This is a genomic window from Rhizobacter sp. OV335, from assembly GCF_900142965.1.
Taxonomy (GTDB): Bacteria; Pseudomonadota; Gammaproteobacteria; order Burkholderiales; family Burkholderiaceae_C; genus Rhizobacter.
The window spans coordinates 1-18,309 of sequence record NZ_FRCQ01000033.1 but is presented as its reverse complement, the minus strand read 5'-3'; the positions used below and the strand labels follow the sequence as shown (position 1 = coordinate 18,309).

Sequence of the window (18,309 nt, the reverse complement as noted above, 5' to 3'; positions counted from 1 at the left end):
TCAGGGCGAACGGGGTGATTTGCTACGGGGTGCTTTGCTATTCGTCCGCCAGCGCCCGCAGCACATCGAGCAGCACGTTCGCGCCGTCGCGCAGCTGACCGGGCGCAGTGAACTCACGCTGGTTGTGGCTGATGCCGCCGCGGCTGGGCACGAAGATCATTGCCGACGGCGCGATGCGCGCGATCATCTGCGCGTCGTGCCCCGCGCCCGACGTGATGCGCCGCTGCGTGAGCCCGCGCGCCGCCGCGGCCTGCTCGATGCGGCCGACCAGCCGCTCGTCGAAACGCACCGGCTCGAAGCGGGCCAGCGGTCGCGCGGTGATCGTCACGCCTTGCTCGGCCGCGAGCCGCTGCACGAAGCCGTCCAGCTCGGCCTCGGCATGCTGCAGCACCGCCTCGTCGGTGTTGCGCAGATCGACCGTCAGCGTCGCGCGCGACGCGATCACGTTGATCAGGTTCGGGTGCAGCTCGATCGCGCCGACCGTTCCCACCTGCGCGCCGCCGAAGCGCAGCGCCAGCTCGCGCACGAAGACGGCGATCGCCGCCGCGCAATGCCCGGCGTCACGGCGCAGGTGCATCGGCGTGGTGCCCGCGTGGTTCGACTGCCCCTGGATCGCGATCGACTGCCATGAGATGCCCTGCAGGTCGTGCACCGCGCCGATCGCGATGCCTTCGGACTCCAGCACCGGCCCCTGCTCGATGTGCAGCTCGACGAAGGCATGCGGGCGGATCGTGCCGCAGCGCATCGCACCGGCGAAGCCGATGCGCTGCAGCTCGTCGCCGAGCCGCGCGCCGTCGGTGCCGATCGTGTCGAGCGCTTGCTGCAGCGGCAGCCCGCCGGCATGCACCAGCGAGCCCATCATGTCGGGCATGAAGCGCACGCCTTCTTCGTTGGTGAAGGCCGCAACCACCAGCGGGCGGCGCGTGCGCACGCCGTGCGCGTCGAGCCACCGCACCACCTTCAGTCCAGCCATCACGCCGTAGATGCCGTCGTAGCGGCCACCGGTGGCGACGGTATCGATGTGCGAACCGGTCATCACCGGCGGCAGGTCGTGCGTGCCGGCGCGGATGCCGAAGAGGTTGCCGATCTGGTCGACGTGCACCTCGAGCCCGGCCTCCTTCATCCACTGCACCAGCTGCTCGCGGCCCGCGCGATCCGCATCGGTCAGCGCGATGCGGCAGACGCCGCCGCCGTCGATCGCGCCGATGCGGGCGTGTTGGTCGATGCGCGCCAGCAGCGCTGCGCCGTCGATGCCTTCGCGCGCCCGCCACGCGGCCTGCGCCGCCAGCACCGCATCGGGCGATTGACCGGTGAGCGATTCGTAGACGCCCGGCGCCGTCGCACCCTCGGTGTTCAGCAGCAGCACGCGGGCGTTCGCGTCGAGGCCGAGTTGCTGCGCTGCGCCGCGATCGGCCAACGCGGCGATCAAGCCCGCCAGCCCGGCCGCACCCGATTCCCCGGCGAGCACCGGCACGTCGCCGGCGCTGCCTTCGGCGAGCATGCGCATCGCCTGCACGGCCGCATCGTCATCCACCGTGATGAACGCATCGACGGCAGATTGCAAGAAGCGCCACGCGAGCGGCGAAGTCTCGCCGCAGGCCAGCCCGGCCATCACCGAATCGACCGAGCCACTGGCGCGCGCGGCCCGACCGCTGCGCGCGCTCTGCAGCAGGCAATCCGCCTGCGCCGGCTCGACGACGATGAACGTCGGCCGCTGTGCGCCGAAGCGCTCCCAGAGATGGCTGACAACACCGGCCGCGAGCCCGCCGACGCCGCCCTGCACGATGACGTGCGTGAACGGCGGCCCACCCGTCTCCAGCACCTCGTCGGCGATCGTGCCGTAGCCCTGCATCACATCGCGAGGGATCTCTTCATAACCGTCGTACGAGGTGTCGGAGACGACCGTCCAGCCGTTCGCCGAGGCGAGCCGCGCGGCCTCGCGCACCGACGCGTCGTAGTCGCCGGCGATGCGGACGATCTCGGCACCGAACGCGGCGATCGGTGCCTCGCGCTCGGCGCTGACGTGCGCGTGCAGCACGATCACGCAGCGGCAGCCGATGCTCTGCGCGGCTGCCGCGAGTGCGCGGCCGTGGTTGCCGTCGGTCGCGCTGATGACCACCAGCTCGCGCAGTTCGGCGCCGTGCTTCCCGGCCAGCAAATCGGCCGGCTGCCACCCGCGATTTGGCCAGCGCCGCAACACCAGCCGCAGCAGCGCGAGCGGCGCCCCCAGCGCCTTGAAGCTGCCGAGCGGCGAGCGCGTCGATTCATCCTTGACCGCGAGGTGCGCGATGCCGAGCTGCGCGGCGAGCCGCGGCAGCGGCCACAGCGGCGTGGCGCCTTCGTTCAACAGCGACCACGCCCGCAGCCAGCGCCGGCCCTCGCGCCCGGACTCGACATTCAGGATCGCCTGCAGCGTGGCGTCGTAAGACCGGCGCTCAGCCCGCGGGTTGACGAACAGCATTCAGGCCTCCCGCCGCGGCAGCCGCTGGCGAATGATTTCCGCGAAGAAGCGCGCGCCGATCGGCAGCAGCGCGTCGTTGAAGTCGTAGCGCGCGTTGTGCAGCGGCACCGCGCCGGGGCTGTCGCCATCGCCGTTGCCGATGAAGACGAAGGCGCCGGGCACCACGCGCAGGAAGGCGCCGAAATCCTCCGAGATCATCATCGGAGCCACGTCGTCATCGACCCGGTCCGTGCCCACCACCTCGACCGCGGCGGCCACCGCGACCGGCACGCATTGCGCCCAGTTCACCGTCGGCGCGAACTCGTGCGTGTACTCGACGCTACAGCTCGCGCCATGCGCCGCGCAGATGCCCTCGCACAGCTCGCGCATGCGCCGCGCGAGCAGCGCCTGCACCTCGGGCGCATAGCTGCGGGTGTCGCCCTTGATCGTCACGTGCGTCGGAAGCGCGTTGCGGATCCCGTCGGTGATGAACTCGGTGCACGAGACGACGGTCGGCTGCCCCGGGTCGACCGAGCGCGCGACGATGGTCTGCAGCGCCAGCACGATCTCGGCGCCGATCACCAGCGGGTCCACCGCCATGTGCGGCCGCGCCGCGTGGCCGCCGCGGCCGGTGATGCGGATCACGAAGTTGTCTTCGCTGGCCATGATGCCGCCGACGCGCGTGGCGATGTGGCCGACCGGCAGGCCGGGCATGTTGTGTGCGCCGTAGATCTCGTCGACCGGGAAGCGCTCGAACAGGCCGTCGGCCATCATCGCCGCCGCGCCGCGGCCGTGCTCTTCGGCGGGCTGGAAGATGAAGCGCACGCTGCCGTCGAAATCCCGCCGCTGCGCGAGCAGCTGCGCCGCGCCGAGCAGCATCGCCATGTGGCCGTCGTGCCCGCAGGCGTGCATGCAGCCGGGGTTCAGCGACGCGTGGGCGCGGCCCTCGGCGGCTTCGGTGAGGGCGAGGGCATCCATGTCGGCACGCAGCCCGATCGCGCCGCGGCCGGTGCCCACCGTCAGCGTGCCCACCACGCCGGTGCCGCCGATGCCGCGCTCCACCTCGATGCCCAGCAGCTCGAGCACGCGGGCGACGTGGTCGGCGGTGCGGCGCTCGTTGAAGCCGGTCTCGGGGTGGCGGTGCAGGTGGTGGCGCCAGCTTTGAAGCTGGGCTTCGAACTCGGTGGCTGAGGGGGAGGATGGCGTGGACATCGCGGGCTCCGGGCAGGACGGACGCTGGGATGCTGCATTGTCGGCAGCAGCGCGTGAGCGGAATCATCGCGATCGGGCGTCGCGTGATGCGTTTGTCCCGTTTTGCTGGCCGAGAATGGGCGAATGGACCGACTCGACACCCAGATCCTGAACCTGCTGCAACACGATGCCTCGCTGCCGATGCGCACGCTGGCCGAGCGGGTGCACAGCTCGCCGGCCACCTGCCAGCGCCGCATTGCGCAACTGAAGGCCTCGGGCGTGCTGATGAAGCAGGTGGCGATCGTCGACCGGCAGCGCGTGGGGCGGCCGCTGACGGTGTTCGTCTCGGTCGAGCTCGACAAGCAGAACGATGCGCTGTTGCGCAACTTCGAGAAGAAGATGGCGGCGCAGGACGACGTGATGGCCTGCTACGAGGTGTCGGGCGAGTTCGACTTCTTGCTGATCGTGAACTCGGCGTCGATGGAGCGGTACCACGCGTTCACGCGCGAGGTGTTTTCGTCGAACAACAACGTGCGGAATTTCAAGAGCACCTTCGCGATGAACTGCTCGAAGTTCGAGACGCGCATCGCGCTGGCCGAGCCGGGGGAGGCCGGGGCATGACGACGCAGATCGAGGCGCTGTACTACGGCCGGCACCGGATGACGTTTCGCATCGGCACCTACCTGGCGCTGATCCGCATGATGGGCATCGCGCACCTGGTGACGACGCTGTACGGGCATGCGCAGCTGGTGTCGCAGACGCAGGCCCGGCTGGCGCGCACGCGGCAGACGCTGCGCGAGCTGATCTGCCACGGCTTCGACAGCGAGGCGGGGCGGGTGGCGCTGCAGCGGTTGCGAGATGTGCACCGCCATGTGCCGGCGGATGCGAGCGACTACCGCTACGTGCTGGCCACGTTCTTCCTGGAGCCACTGCGCTGGAACGCACGGCATGCGCGGGTGAAGCTGGAGGCGCACGAGACCGCGTTGCTGCTGGCCTTCTGGCAGCGCGTGGGGCGTGAGATGGGGATAAGCGAGCTGCCCGAGGCGCTGCCGCAGTGGCAGCAACTGCAGCGCGAGTATGAAGCGCGCTGCATGGCCCGCACGCCCGAAGGCGAGCGCCTGGCGCGCCTGTGCCTGCGCGACGTGGTGAAGCTGACGGTGCCGTTCGGCACGCGCTGGGCGTTCCGACAGGGGATGCTGGCGACGATGGAGCCGGGGGTGCGGGAGGTGCTGGGGTTGGGGGAGGCGAGTGGTTGGGTGAGGGCGCTCGTCCGCTCCCGCACCGCGCCCCGTTCGCGCACCGACCCACGTTCGAACTGAGCCCCGTTGCGCTGAGTCCCCGTTTGCCCTAAGCCCCCGTTCGCCCTGAGCACATCAGGTCCTTGAAGGGACCCGGCGGTTGCAAAGAAACCGTTCGGACTGAGCTTGTCGAAGGCCTGGCCCGCTTCGGACGCAACCCTTCGACAGACGCGCCATCGACAAGCTCGGTCGCTGCTCAGGGCGAACGGAAGTGTGCTGTTTCTTGAGAGCAGGGACCGAGCTGGTCGAGGGCCCGTCCGTCGAAGGGTTCGTCGCCTACTTCAACTGCACGACTGCAAAGACCCGTTCAGCCTGAGGTATCGAAGGCCCGCTCCATGCCCGCACGGTGTTAAAAAAAACCACCCCACTCTTTTAACAAGCCCGACGAGATCACCGGAGACATCGATGACGTCATTCGAGCAAAACGTACAGCTCTACGAAGTCCTGCGCCGCGATCTGGAGATCAATTCAGTCAACCTCGGCGAACTGATGTGGATGCATCCACTCCGGAGCGAGCGGCAGGTCCAGCCCGCATCAGGAACACCGATTGCCCGCGCCCCTGAATGGACAGCCTTGATGCCGATGCCCCCGAAGACCCCGCTGATGCGCCGCCTCGAGCCGGCCTGACCCGCAACCGCGTCTCGGTGTTCGCGCTCGCCGTCATCACGCTGATCGTGCTGGTGCTGTGCTGGCGCATGACCGAGCCCTTCGTGTCGGCGCTGGTGTGGGCGGTGGCGCTGGCCATCGTCGCGAACGGCTTGCACCGGCGCATTGCACGCCGCGTGCGCCGCCCGAACCTGAGCGCCGGCCTGACGACGGCGCTGCTCGCGGCCGTGCTGCTCGTCCTGGCAGCGGCAATCGCCCCGGTGATGGTCGAAAAGGCGCGCGAGGGCTGGGAGCACCTGCGGTCCGACGAGGTGCGCCAGCGCGTCGACGACCTGGTGCGCGACAGGCCGACGCTGGCGCGCGCCGTGGCGTGGGCGACGAAGCAGATGCCGTCGAGCGACGAGATGGCCAAGCAGCTCGCGCCGCGGCTGCAGGGCTTCCTGACCGGCTCGATGTGGGGCAGCGTGCAGCTGCTGGTGACCTTCTTCGCGCTGTTCTACCTGCTGCGCGACCGCGAGCTGGCGCTGCGCTGGCTGCGATCGGTCCTGCCGCTGACGGCGCGCGAGACCAGCCGCATCTTCAAGCGCGTGGCCGAGGTGGTGCGCGCCAGCGTGCTGGGCACGGTGTTGATCGCGGCGCTGCAGGGGCTGCTGGGCGGGTTGATGTTCTGGTGGCTGGGGCTGCCGGCGCCGATGCTGTGGGGGCTGGTGATGTTCGTGCTGTCCATCCTGCCGGTGCTGGGCGCGGCCATCGTGTGGATCCCGGCGGCGGGGCTGCTGCTGCTGGAGGGCAGCTGGGAGAAGGCGCTGATCCTCACGCTGTGGGGATCGATCGTCGTCGCGCTGGTCGACAACCTGCTGTACCCGGTGCTGATCGGCAAGCAGCTGCGGCTGCACACGCTGCCGGCCTTCATCGCGATCGTCGGCGGGCTGGTGGCGTTCGGCGCGACGGGGCTGGTGATCGGGCCGCTGGCGCTGGCGATGGGGGTGGCGTTGCTGGAGGTGTGGCGCAGGCGGCTGCCGGCTCACTGATCGGTGGTTCGGCAGCCGGGGTGCGGCGCTTGGTGGCTGAAGCGGGATTGCGTCCACATGAGCAGGTCTTTCGTCAGCGGTGAATCTGCCGCGACCAGCGAGGCGTGGTCGCGCCCGGCGTAGCGCCGGTGGTCGATCGCCCGCCCTGCCTGGCAGCGTGTTGCGACGAAGCGCGATTGCACCGCGGGCGGCACCAGGTCGTCGTCCAGCCCTTGCGCGATCAACACCGGCTGCGTCCACGGCCCGACAGGCGTGTTCTCCGCGAGCCGCTGGCCCAACGGCCCGCTCGTAGGCGGTGCGGAGAAGATGCTGCCGCCGACAGCCGCCGCCTCGACCGCAGTGAACCAGGCCCGGCCACCCGCCAGGCAGCGTGACGCGATGTCGCGCGCCATCAGCGCCGGCCAGCCGCGCGCGTAGTCATCGAACTTCACGTCGCCATACGTGTCGCTGTAGGCCTGCAGCAGGTACGCCGAGGTGATGCGGCCGACCGGCGTGTGCTGCACGGCGGCCACCAGCGCCGGCAGGTCGCTCCCCGGCGCGAGGGCGGCGATGCCAGCCAACGGCACGTCGGGCGCGTAGCGGGGCGCGAGCATGCCGGCCCACAGGGCCGCGTTGCCGCCTTGCGAATGGCCCCAAACGACGGTGCGATCGGACAGCGCCACGCCCACCATCTGCCGCGCGGCCCGCACCGCATCGAGCGCGGAGCGGGCCTGGCCGGTGCCGACCAGGTAGGGGTGGATGCCGGCGGCGCCCAGGCCCACGTAGTCGGTGGCGACCCAGACCCAGCCCTGGTCGAGCAGCGGCTGCAGCGCGGGCACGTGGGCGAACGGATCGCCCAGCAGCGAGGGCGCGCAGCCGCGCACGATGCCGGTGCTGCCGTGCGCCCACGCGACGACCGGGCGCGGGCCGGCGGGCGCGTTGCGCGCGACCATCACGATGGCGCTGGCGAGGGCGGGCGAGCCGTCGTCACGCGTGGTGGCGTGGAGGATGCGCCACGCGACGGCGCCTTCGGGCACGCCGCGGGTGAAGGGCTCCTGGCGCAGCAGCGTGCCGGGGCGGAAGGGGATGCGGTAGGTGGCGGAGTAGAAGGGGTCGGGGGTGGTGGGGAGGGTGAGGTACCAGGCTGCAAAGACGAGCAAGAGCGCGAGCAGCAGCGCGGTCGCCAGGGCAGTCAGCAGGAGTCGTGGCACATGGCGCATGAGGCCGATTCTGCGGCAGGGTGCGTGCTACATTGGCCGCGCCCAGGCGAGAGCCTGGGTCGAGATTGGCGTCTCGGAAGATACCCGCGTGAGGCCGCCCACTGGCGGCTTTTTCACGCGCGCGCATTCAACTTCTGGAGCCAATACGCATGAGCATCAATGCCGCTGACGACGAGGAGTCTCCCTCGTCCTCTCCCTCGCAGTTCGAGGAATTTCGGTGGACCGATGAGTCGACGGACGCTCGGGTCATCGAGGCGCGTCACTTGAATCGACTAGTCGGGCTGACGATCGATGTCGCCGATGGCGTTCGAGCGCTGCTGGAGATCGCGGAGTTCGACGATTGGCTGCGCATGGACGATCACACGCCTCTGATCGATCGGTCTCGGCATGATTCGCTGAGGCGCTTGAGCGTCACGGCGTTGCGGTTGCTGTCGGAAGAGGCGGAGCGGGTGGGGGAGTGGGTGCGCGTCGGCGCGAAGCTGTGACGCGAATGTGATGGACTCCATCCTCGTTCGTTCGAGACAATGCGACTTCGAATCGCGCACGATCGATGCGCGTCGACATTGGCACTGGGATGGACATGGCAAAGGCGCCGAAGGCAATTGGAACTCCGGGGGCTCCACGCAATCCCGCGTGGACGAGGGACGAGTTGATCCTGGCGTTGGACTTGTACCTGCGACACCGCGTCTCTCCTCCTTCTAAGAACAGTGCCGCGGTCAAGGAGCTGTCGTCAATCTTGAACGAACTCGGTCGAGCCGTGCAGCTCGACGACAAGCGCACGTTCAGGAATCCCGCCGGCGTCTACATGAAGATGATGAACTTCCGGCGGTTCGATCCAACCTATACGGCGCAGGGTAGGGTCGGGCTGCGACGAGGGAACAGGGACGAAGGAGTTGTTTGGCGGCTCTTTGCCAACGACCCGCAGCGGCTGACCGAAGTCAGTCAGGCCATCCGAGGTTGCATCTCAGGTCGAGACGACGCCTCAGCCTATTTGGCGGAGGACGAGCCCGGAATTCAGGATGCCGAAGAAGGGCGGATTCTCACGCGCGTTTATCGGCAACGGGAACGCAGCCGAAAGCTCGTCGAGCAGGTGAAGGCGATGGCCCTCAAGCAGTCCGGGCGACTGGCTTGCGCTGCGTGCGGATTCGACTTCATCGATGCGTATGGGCCGTCGGCCAGCGGCATCATCGACGTGCACCATACGAAGCCGCTCCATACGTTGGTCGAGGGACATCGAACTAGCGTTCACGATCTGGCTCTATTGTGCGCAAACTGCCACCGCGTCGTGCATGCGAGCAGGCCCTGGTTGAGCGTCGAGGAGGTTTCGGCGCTTCGCACTGCTCGTCGGAAATGATTGAGCCTCATTGAGGCATGGCCTGCGCGCGGCTACGAATCCCTTTTTAAAGGAGGCTGGTGGATGACAGTGCTGAACTTCTTCTGCAAAGCATCCAACTGTTCTAATTTCCGACGCTTGATGTCATCGGGAGCGGCCCCCTCTCTCAGGTTCAATTTTGAGTAGTTCAGGCACTCTCTTAGGATCTCAACTTCATCGAGTGAGAGGTCAATCTCCATGCGCTTCTCCTTCGGCTTTCGAGGACTGAATGATGATGCAAGTTTGACTGGACGTCGAGACGCCCGACGACGTTGCCGAGTGTGGGCGCATGGCTCGAGATTGAACTCATACAAGGGGCTTTAGCGCAGCCAATACGGCATCTCGGATACCCTGAAAACAGGGCGTTGCCTCCAACCAGTTGACCTGCACTCAAGGTTTCTGGCGGATGCTGGCAAGGAAATGGGGCCGCGCAAAGTGACCAGCAGTAGCAGGTGCCATGACTGACTTCCTGACCCCGGCCGAGCGCTCCGAGCGGATGTCCCGTATCCGCGGAAAGGACACCAAGCCAGAGTTGCGCCTCCGGAGCTTGCTGCACGCTCGGGGACTCCGTTACCGGCTCCATGCTCCCGCCTTGCCTGGCCGGCCTGATTTGGTGTTCCCAAAGTATCGGGCCGTGGTGTTCGTACACGGATGCTTCTGGCATGGCCACTTAGATTGCCGCATTTGATAGCTTCGAAACCGACGACTTGAAGGAGTACGTCGAGTCGCAAGGCTTTGACCTCAAGTTGGAGTATCGAATGTCACCTGAGGAAATCAGGGCCGCAGTCGATGGATCGCAATTCGACCTCTTGATCATCGACTACAACATCGCGGATGGCGACGGTGATAACGGTGACCTGCATGGAAGCGACGTCATCCGGCAGATCCGCGACCAGAACTGCCTCACAGAGGTCATCTTTTATTCGGCCAGCGGCGTGCCGAAGCTTCGCCAAGAAGCGGCCGATCGCGGTTTGGAGGGGGTCTTTTATTCCGGCCGTCCTACGGAACAGTTGTTGAGGAAGATCAAAGACGTCTTCAACCTGACGGTGCGTAAGGTGGTGGACGTCGAGAACATGCGTGGCATCGTTATGGCAGGCGTAGCGGACCTCGACCACTTAGTGACAGACGTGATTCGCGCAGTGCACGCCAGCTTTGAAGCCGGCAAGCAAGTTGAGTTGTGCAAGCGCTTGCTGGAAAAGATGCGTCCGGTTGTCAAGAGCCTCAAGGTCCTCGTCAAAGAGGGAGATCATGCCCACTTCGGCGAGATCGAGGCGCTCATCGATGCCATCGTCAAACTTGACCCTGTGGACTTCGAGACACTCGTGAAGGCGCGGTCATTTGATAGCAGCCGCCGGGTGGATATGGCGGTCAGCCTATGCAAGGACCACGAGGGTCTGAAGCAGTACAAGGAGGGCATTGGCAGCATCAAGGATCTGCTGCAATGGCGGAACGCACTCGCGCACCAAAAGCCCAAGAGACACGTGGACGGATTCCCAGTTTTCGAAATCAAGGACAACGTCGAGGAGGCCTTCGACGCAGCACGCACACTTCTGCTCAGGCAGCAACTGCGCGCGCAGCGGGCTGCCCTGAACGAAATCCTCACGTTGCTCGGGAAGACCTAGCGACGGCCCATCCGGGAGGTAAGTGCGTGGAAGGTGGACGCGCGGTCGAATTGCTCGGGCGACTGATTGCCGAGAACCAGGCAGCGGCCGCTACGGCGGTTGCAGGCTGCGAGCGCCAGGCGATCACGGAAATATTCCGGACGCTTGACATGTGTGCGTTCGCATTCCGGATGGCTCCGAACCGATTGGACCTGGTGAAGCATGACGTCGCCCGTCACCAGATGTTGATGGGTGCCGCGCCGGCCCTGCAGCCATTGCTAGCCAAGGTCGGTTCTTGCAGCGGTCCGATGCCGTGGGGCCCTTCGAGCGACCGGCTTACGGAGTACATGGACAACTACCTCTGGCGGTGTGGCACCCTGCACTCGCTCCATCGCCTCGCGAGTCTGGAACGCTACGGATTGAGCAGGACCAAGTTCGAAGGTGAGCGCCGGTTAACGATAGAAATTGAACATGGTCGCGCCGAGGCAGCTGATCGCCACGCTGAACTTTGGCTAATCGCGCAGCAGCTAAAGACAACGGGCGCGCTGGCACCGCTGAGCGCCGCTCAACTGAAGCGCATCAGGCGCCGACTGGATGAGCGGTCCAGCACGGATCTCGGGGGATGGTTTATCCGCTACTCCTTCGACGAAGCGCTGATGGAGCGCGGCCTACAGCGCATCAGACAGCTTGAGGCTTGGTGGCCCGAAGCCACGGCACTCGCTGACGACGCGATGGTCGGGGGGCGGACATTCCGGCAATGGAAGGATGCCTGCCGGCTTGTCGCAGCGCAGGCGCTAAGCCACCTCGAGTTCTGCACACGGCTCGTCTCGACGCACAGGCATCTTGACCTTCGTAATCTGCTCACGCTGTACCGCACCCGCGGTGATATCGCGCACGGATGGCACGCCAATGGGTACGAGCCTGTGTGGGCCGACATGGCGACGCGGTCCATGACGCTCGATGGGGAGTCCAACCCAGGGTGGTTGTCACACTACGACACCCCCTTCCCGTTCTACGTGGACCTCGGCCCGGACTTTGCATTGGTGCCCTCGATGTCGGCGCTCCTGAACCCTTTCGTGGGCATGGTCCGGCACCTTCGCGGGCACTACCGTAGGGACTGGGACACGGCCGTAGACGCACGTGAGGACCGGCTTCGCAAGGAACTCGCGGCACTATTTCCTGGGCCCCGCTACGAGGTCGCCCCATCAGGTTTCAAGCTGAAGAGGCAAGACGGCAGCGTGCTCACCGACATCGACGCCGCGATCGTGGACCACCTCCACGGCACGGTCGCGCTGGTCCAGATCAAGTGGTACGACGTGTCTTCCCGGTCCCTGCGTGAACGGGATAGCCGGCGGCGCAACATGTTGGGCGCCGGGACCTGGGTTGACCGGGTCCATGGATGGGTTGCAAACCGGGATTCAGGCACGGTAATGGCCGCGTTGGGGATCAGGAACCTATCGGCAAAGTCGTCCGGACCACCTGTCCTGATCGTGATGACTCGTCACGCCGCTCGCTTTTCGGGCGAAGCGAGCGCCGACAGGCGCAGTGCCTGGGTTTCATGGCCTGAATTCGCCCGCACCGTACATGGCTGCCTGTCCAGCGCCGACGTCCTCCGGATAGTCGCTGCCCGACACGCGCCAACCGAATCCTCACCTGTAGACGCCTCTTTGGCACAGCAAATCAGCAAGACGCTCTACAGCTTCGACGGCGTTGAGATCGAGGTATTTATCCGAGAGAGCTAACCAAGGTTCGATCCTGAGGGCTTGCTAAGACCACTGCGCAGATCCGAACTCGGGGATGGCGCGAAGAAAGTTGGTGGCCGAGGGATGGGTGCGCCCGCAGTGCGTCCGCTGTCGCAGCAAAAGGCGCAGACGGTCCAGCGCGGCCCCGGTGCCGGGCGTCTCTACCGCTTTAGCGGGACAGCAACCCTCGGAATCACCAGCTATGCAGACTATCCCTAGGTTTTGCGCATCCCACATCGCGATGCCGCTACCCTTCACGGCACGTCGGACTCAGCAAAGGACCTTCCATGCTCAAGCTCTACGGCTTCTCCAAAGTCAACGCCGGCGCCCGAGGCCACACCCGTGACCTGCGCGTGCTGTGGGCGCTCGAAGAGATGCAGATCCCGTTCGAGATCGCCGGCATGGACCACCCCGCGCACGACCTGAACACCGAGGCCTATCGCCGGCTCAGCCCGTTCGAGCAGATCCCGTCGATCGACGATGACGGCCTGCTGCTGTCCGAATCCGCCGCCATCGTCGTCCACCTCGCCAAGAAGTCTGGCCGCCTGATGCCCGCCGACCGCGCCGGCGAGGCGCAGGTGATGCGCTGGTGCTTCGCCGCGATGAACTCGGTCGAGATGCCGTTGCTCAGCCTGATGGTGCTCGACTGGTCGGCCGATGGCAGCTGCGGCAAGCACCGCCAGTTCCTGGTCGGCTGGGTGAACCGGATGCTGGGCAACCTGGAGCGCTGGTTCGCCAACCGCGAGTTCGTCGCGACAGACAACTTCACCGTCGCCGACATCCTGATGGCGCACGTGCTCTCGTCGGGCATCAAGGACGCGTCATTGATCGCGCCGTATCCGAAGCTCGTGTCGTACCGCGACCGATGCCTGGCCCGCTCCGCATGGAAGCGCACCTTCGAGTCGTACTGCGCCCGGGTCGAGGCAGCCTAGCGCGGAGTCACTCCAGCGCATACGCCCACGCCACGTCAGATACCTTGCCGGCGAGCACGGTGAACACCAACCGATCGTGCTGCCCGCGCCACAGGTAGACCCACAGCTGGGTGCCTTCAGCCACCACCCGCTCGCCTTCCCCCCGCGTTTCCATCAGCCGAACCACCCCGTCGCACGCCGCCGACGGGCACGCCACCCGCGCATCCGGCTCCCCCATCCGCGCTACCACCTGCGCCACCGGCGTCCCCGCTGTTGACAACCCAGCAGCCAGGCATTGCATCAGCCGATGCTTGCGCCCTTGCCAGCGGTCCACATCCGCTGCCCAGCTTCCACCATCAAAGTGTCCGCGCACTGTTCGCAATGCAGCAAAGTCGCGCGCCCATTGCGCGGCATCCCCTTCGCACGCACGCGAATTACCGCAACACGCGGCCATTGCCAATACCCAATAAATAACCTTGTTCATCTTGTTACTCCCATCGCCGAACAGGGAGAAGTCGCCCAGAATCATTCGGCGCTCCGATGGGTCGATCCCCAGCCGAGAGCGCGCGCCGATCCAGCCCACGCAGCTGGGCTGGTACCGTAAACCACAGGGAGCGTTCCATGACCAACGTACGTCCGCAACCGCGGGCGGCAATTGCCGCGTTGTTCCTTGCAGTTTCCGCAGTACCGTCAGCTTTCTCGCAGTCCACGCAGTCCAGCCCCACCACCCCGGCGCGCCTGCCCGGCCAGGTGGCCACGCCTCAAGACTCCGCCACCGAGATGCGCCTGCTGCGACAGCAGGAAAAGCAGCGCACCAACATCTACAAGGCCTTCTACCCCGACGCAGCCATGCTGCGCAAGGCCGCCGTCACCTTCCACGCCAACCTGCTCGAATCCAACTACGAGCAAGGCTTCCTCGTCCTCGAACTCGATGCGGCCGACATCGCCGCGCTGCGCAGCTTCGGCTTCCGCATCGAGAACGCGCCCGAGTTCATCCAGCGCCGCGACGATTTCCTGGCCGCCATCCAGGCCGCCGCCGATGCCAAGAGCCGCACCACGGCACCTGGTGCGTCCACCGACGGCACCGGCATCACCGGCGCCGCTGCCGGCGACGCCACCATCCAGTCGATCCCCGGCTTCGCCTGCTACGAGACGGTCGAAGAAACCTTCACCGCCGCGGCGGCCTTCACCACCACCTACCCGACGCTCGCGAGCTGGATCGACATCGGCGACTCCTGGCAGAAGACCGTCGGCTCCGGCGGCTACGACATGCGGGTGCTGAAGATCACCAACAGTGCCATCGGCGGCACCAAGCCCAAGCTGTTCGTCAACAGTGCCATTCACGCCCGCGAATACACCACCGCGCCGCTGAACCTGGAGTTCGCGCGCTGGCTGCTCAACGGCTACGGCACCGACCCCGACGCGACCTGGATCGTCGACCACCACGAGGTGCACCTGCTGCTGCAGACCAACCCCGACGGCCGCAAGAAGGCCGAGGGTGGGCTCTCGTGGCGCAAGAACACCAACACCGCCTACTGCGGCGCCACCAGCAACACCCGCGGTGCCGACCTGAACCGCAACTTCACGTTCGGCTGGAACAGCACCGGGGGCTCGGGCTCCAGCGGCAGCCAGTGCGACCTCACCTACCGCGGCGCGTCGGCCGGCTCCGAGCCCGAGACGCAGGCGGTGCAGAACTACATCCGCAGCATCTTCCCGGATCGCCGCGGCCCGAATCCCGGTGACGGCGCGCCGGTCGACACCTCGGGCATCCACATCGACGTGCACAGCTACAGCCAGCTGGTGCTGTGGCCCTGGGGCACCACGAGCACGCCGACGGCCAACGCCACCGCGCTGCAGACGCTGGGCCGCCGCTTCGCGTACTTCAACGGCTACACGCCGGAGCAGTCGATCGGCCTGTACGCCACCGACGGCACCAGCGACGGCCCGAGCTATGGCGAGCTCGGCGTGGCGGCCTACACGATCGAGCTGGGGTCCAGCTTCTTCGAGAGCTGCACCACGTACAACAGCACGACCAAGCCGAAGAACCTGCCGGCGCTGATCTACGCCGCCAAGGTGGTGCGCGCGCCGTACCAGACGCCGGCCGGCGCCGACGTGACCACGGTGGCGCTCGGCAGCGATGCCAGCGGCGGCGGCGTGCTCGCCGGCACGCCGGTGTCGCTGACGGCATCGGCCACCGACACGCGCTTCAACCAGAGCAACGGCACCGAGCCCGTGCTGAACGTGACCGGCGGCGAGGCCTACATCGACACCCCGCCGTGGGTGGCCGGTGCCACGGCCATTGCGCTGACGGCCACCGACGGCAGCTTCAACCAGACCACCGAGTCGCTCAGCGGCACGCTGGCCACGACAGGCTTGTCGCTGGGCAAGCACCTGGTGTTCGTGCGCGCCAAGGTGTCGTCGGGCCAATGGGGGCCGGTGACGGCGCAGTTCCTGAAGATCGCGAGCGTGGTCACGCCGGGCAACAACGAGACCGAGCCGAATGACAACATCGGCACCGCCAATGCAGTGGCGTCGGTGGGTACGTGGAACGGCGCGATCGGCTCGTCGAGCGATGGTGACTACTTCCTCGTCAACCTGCCGGCCGGCAAGACGCTGACCGCCACGCTGACGCCCAACGCGTCGAGCGACTACGACCTCTACATCTACAACTCGTCGGGCACCCAGCTGGCCGCGAGCGAGAAGGGGTCGGGCGTCGTCGATGCGGCGAGCGTCAGCAACACCGACACTGCGGCGTCGGCGCGCTATGTGCGCGTGAAGTTCTACAGCGGCGGCACCGGCGCGACCAGCGGGAAGTACACGCTGGGCTTCAACTGGTAAGTCGTGAAGGGCCGGCAGGCTTCCAGCCTGCCGGCCTGCGCGTATTCGGATGGGCCGCGCAGCTGAAATGCGATGGATCTGCATCATTCGCGCCGGTATGACGCAGCCTCACGTTTCGTGAACGAATTGCAGATCGTCAACAACTGTCGTCAGACCCCGACAAGCACTCGTTTCCGTCATTTCGTTCGTGTCTAATCCGCCCGCCGCGACATCGATGCAGCCCGCAGTAGAAGCTGCGATGTCGCGCTGAAGGCCGCCCGACTCATTGCGTTGGGGCGGCTCCCTCGGAACGGTTTGGGAGGACGTGAATGACTTCGAAGATGTGGCGCCTGCTGGCGCTGCTGGCGTGTGCGTGCGTGATGCCGGTGTTCGCTCAAGTCCCGCAGTCGCAGCCGTACCAGTACTGCAACACCCTGGACTCGGGAAGCTTGCCGCGCTGCGTGAAGACGCTCGGGGAGATCCCGGCGAACTACGAGGCGTTCGCGCGCGGGTTCCTGGGTGCGCCGGGCATCTGCTGGGACGGTGCAGGCGTGCAGCATGTGCCGGCGCTGAGGGTCGTGCTGGACAGCTATCGCGCGGCGACGCAGTTCGACAGTGGCGGGCAGTTCATTCACTACGAGACGAGTTGCAGTGGCGCGGCGTGGTTGGCGTCGCGAGACCCGGACTTCTATCGGGCCTCGCTGTGTCCGAACGGGCTGGCCTGGAATGAGGCGACGCAGGCCTGCGAGATCGAACTCCACGAGATCTTGCTGCCCTATGCATGGAGCCCGCCGCCCCCCGAGTGCGAGGTGTGCAAGGGCAACCCGATCTACCCGCTGCGCGGCGTGAAGCGCGAGGTGGTGGACACGGGGCTGGCGATGGGCAACACGACGCTGCAGTTCACCTTCGACAGCAGCGACAAGATTCCGAAGGTGTGGACGACGCCTCCTTCGGGGCCGACGGGCAAGGTGCAGCGCTACGGCAAGCTGGGCAGCCTGCTGTGGTTCAGCAACCTGCACCGACAGGTGAGCCTGGGAACGAGGAGTGCGGGCACGGCGCCCTCGCTGCCCAACCCGACGGTGTTCGACCGTGGCAACGGCATCTCCAGGACGATGACCAGCACGGCAACAACGCCGCCGACGGCCGAACCGGGCAACGCGGATCGATTCATCGCGCTGGCGGGCGGCGGCTACGTCTACAACGACAGCACGAGCAACGTGCAGGAGACGTACACGAGCACGGGCCGGTTGACGGCGATGGCCTGGACCGACGGCACGCAGGTGAACTTGAGCTACGACGGCGCAGGACTGCTCACCCAGGCGAGCGACAACCGCGGGCACAGCCTGAACTTCGCGTACACCGCCGGGCCCGAGGGCAGTACGCGGATGAGCACGATCACCGATGCGAACGGGCAGGTGACGACGCTGGGCTTCGATGCCCAGAACAACCTTGCGAGCGTCACCTGGCACAACGGGACGACTAAGACCCTGCTGTACGAGCGCGCCGACCTGGGGTGGGCGCTGACCGGCGTCAGCGACGAGCGCGGCGTGCGCTACGCCACCTTCGGCTACGACACGGAAGGAAGAGCGATCAGCACCGAGCATGCGGGCGGGGTGGACAAGTACGCGGTGAGCTATGCGGTACCGCCGAGCATCCGGGTGACGGAGCAGCGTGAGGGCCTCTACGTGGCGCGGACCTACGACTGGATCCTGCCGCAAGGCATCGTGATGACCGAGCCGAGCGGGCAGGTGACGAACTGGAGCGCGCTCAGCCTGAACGGCAAGAACTACTTCAGCAGCCAGACCCAGCCGGCGGGGGCGGGGAGCCTGCAGAGCAGCAGGAGTCAGGCCTATGACGCCAACGGGAACATCGCGAGCCGGGATGATTTCAACGGCAAGCGAAGCTGCTACCTGAACGATCTGACGCGCAATCTGAAAGTTGCGCAGGTCACCGGGCTGAACCAGGGCCAGGACTGCACAGCGGTGACCACGACGAACGCCACGCTGCCGGCAGGGGCGCTGAAGACCAGCACGCAGTGGCATCCGGACTGGAGCCTGCCGATCAAGGTGGCCGAGCCCGGGCAGATCACGATCAGCGTCTA

15 protein-coding genes and 3 pseudogenes are annotated in these 18,309 nt (G+C 66.6%); 12 read left to right on the top strand and 6 right to left on the bottom strand.

From position 1 onward, the window contains the following. Window positions 1-37 precede the first annotated feature (37 nt). The 3 genes and pseudogenes from BUE42_RS33945 to BUE42_RS26475 all read right to left on the bottom strand — a co-directional run bounded on the left by BUE42_RS33945 (window position 38) and on the right by BUE42_RS26475 (window position 3,652). Complete coding sequence (locus BUE42_RS33945; protein WP_235002630.1) at window positions 38-1,252, bottom strand: Zn-dependent hydrolase; 1,215 nt, start codon at window positions 1,250-1,252, stop codon at window positions 38-40. Between the two features lie 6 nt (window positions 1,253-1,258). Then, window positions 1,259-2,461, bottom strand: a pseudogene (locus tag BUE42_RS33940) (diaminopropionate ammonia-lyase); the annotation flags it as partial. Next, complete coding sequence (locus BUE42_RS26475) at window positions 2,462-3,652, bottom strand: M20 aminoacylase family protein (RefSeq protein ID WP_073468287.1); 1,191 nt, start codon at window positions 3,650-3,652, stop codon at window positions 2,462-2,464. It lies immediately after the preceding pseudogene. A gap of 123 nt (window positions 3,653-3,775) precedes the next feature. Between BUE42_RS26475 and BUE42_RS26470 the strand changes: the two genes are divergently transcribed. The 4 genes from BUE42_RS26470 to BUE42_RS26460 all read left to right on the top strand — a co-directional run bounded on the left by BUE42_RS26470 (window position 3,776) and on the right by BUE42_RS26460 (window position 6,566). Further along, window positions 3,776-4,252, top strand: coding sequence for an Lrp/AsnC family transcriptional regulator (locus BUE42_RS26470; RefSeq protein WP_073468286.1), 477 nt, complete (start codon window positions 3,776-3,778; stop codon window positions 4,250-4,252). Next, entirely contained in the window at window positions 4,249-4,950 is a 702-nt protein-coding gene (locus BUE42_RS26465; protein WP_073468285.1) for an oxygenase MpaB family protein, read from the top strand. The genes BUE42_RS26470 and BUE42_RS26465 overlap by 4 nt, the downstream gene beginning before the upstream one ends. 384 nt (window positions 4,951-5,334) lie before the next feature. Then, window positions 5,335-5,556: a hypothetical protein gene (locus BUE42_RS32650; RefSeq protein ID WP_143171777.1), complete on the top strand. Its 222-nt coding sequence runs from the start codon at window positions 5,335-5,337 to the stop codon at window positions 5,554-5,556. Beyond that, the gene (locus BUE42_RS26460; RefSeq protein WP_073468284.1) at window positions 5,493-6,566 is read left to right on the top strand and encodes an AI-2E family transporter; all 1,074 of its coding nucleotides are present in this window, start codon (window positions 5,493-5,495) and stop codon (window positions 6,564-6,566) included. Before BUE42_RS32650 ends, BUE42_RS26460 begins: the two co-directional genes overlap by 64 nt. Here BUE42_RS26460 and BUE42_RS26455 read toward each other — a convergent pair. Beyond that, window positions 6,560-7,765 carry a lipase family protein gene (locus BUE42_RS26455; protein ID WP_073468283.1) on the bottom strand — a complete coding sequence of 402 codons (1,206 nt, stop codon included), beginning with the start codon at window positions 7,763-7,765 and terminating at the stop codon, window positions 6,560-6,562. The two genes, BUE42_RS26460 and BUE42_RS26455, sit on opposite strands and share 7 nt — an antisense overlap. A gap of 149 nt (window positions 7,766-7,914) precedes the next feature. Between BUE42_RS26455 and BUE42_RS26450 the strand changes: the two genes are divergently transcribed. Both BUE42_RS26450 and BUE42_RS26445 read left to right on the top strand, forming a co-directional pair. Then, entirely contained in the window at window positions 7,915-8,250 is a 336-nt protein-coding gene (locus tag BUE42_RS26450) for a hypothetical protein (protein WP_073468282.1), read from the top strand. 272 nt (window positions 8,251-8,522) lie between these two features. Then, on the top strand, window positions 8,523-9,119 hold the full coding sequence (locus BUE42_RS26445) for an HNH endonuclease (RefSeq protein WP_200799033.1): 597 nt from the start codon (window positions 8,523-8,525) through the stop codon (window positions 9,117-9,119). Window positions 9,120-9,151: 32 nt separating this feature from the next. Here BUE42_RS26445 and BUE42_RS32645 read toward each other — a convergent pair whose 3' ends face one another. Then, window positions 9,152-9,337: a hypothetical protein gene (locus BUE42_RS32645; protein WP_143171776.1), complete on the bottom strand. Its 186-nt coding sequence runs from the start codon at window positions 9,335-9,337 to the stop codon at window positions 9,152-9,154. 257 nt (window positions 9,338-9,594) lie between these two features. On the opposite strand from BUE42_RS32645, the pseudogene BUE42_RS26440 reads away from it, so the two are divergent. From BUE42_RS26440 to BUE42_RS26425, 4 genes and pseudogenes are all read left to right on the top strand, one after another. Then, window positions 9,595-9,822: pseudogene (locus BUE42_RS26440) on the top strand (very short patch repair endonuclease); the annotation flags it as partial. 22 nt (window positions 9,823-9,844) lie between these two features. Continuing rightward, window positions 9,845-10,759: a response regulator gene (locus BUE42_RS26435; protein ID WP_073468281.1), complete on the top strand. Its 915-nt coding sequence runs from the start codon at window positions 9,845-9,847 to the stop codon at window positions 10,757-10,759. A 26-nt stretch (window positions 10,760-10,785) separates the two neighbouring features. Continuing rightward, complete coding sequence (locus BUE42_RS26430; RefSeq protein WP_143171775.1) at window positions 10,786-12,480, top strand: hypothetical protein; 1,695 nt, start codon at window positions 10,786-10,788, stop codon at window positions 12,478-12,480. 287 nt (window positions 12,481-12,767) lie between these two features. Beyond that, entirely contained in the window at window positions 12,768-13,412 is a 645-nt protein-coding gene (locus BUE42_RS26425; protein WP_073468279.1) for a glutathione S-transferase family protein, read from the top strand. A 7-nt stretch (window positions 13,413-13,419) separates the two neighbouring features. On the opposite strand, the gene BUE42_RS32640 is transcribed toward BUE42_RS26425, so the two are convergent. Next, entirely contained in the window at window positions 13,420-13,920 is a 501-nt protein-coding gene (locus BUE42_RS32640; protein WP_143171774.1) for a hypothetical protein, read from the bottom strand. A gap of 92 nt (window positions 13,921-14,012) precedes the next feature. Here BUE42_RS32640 and BUE42_RS26415 point away from each other — a divergent pair, with 92 nt between their 5' ends. Both BUE42_RS26415 and BUE42_RS26410 read left to right on the top strand, forming a co-directional pair. Beyond that, window positions 14,013-16,229 (top strand): M14 family zinc carboxypeptidase, encoded by a 2,217-nt coding sequence (locus tag BUE42_RS26415; protein WP_143171773.1) that lies wholly within the window; start codon window positions 14,013-14,015, stop codon window positions 16,227-16,229. A 308-nt stretch (window positions 16,230-16,537) separates the two neighbouring features. After that, a pseudogene (locus BUE42_RS26410) lies at window positions 16,538-18,309 on the top strand (RHS repeat protein); the annotation flags it as partial.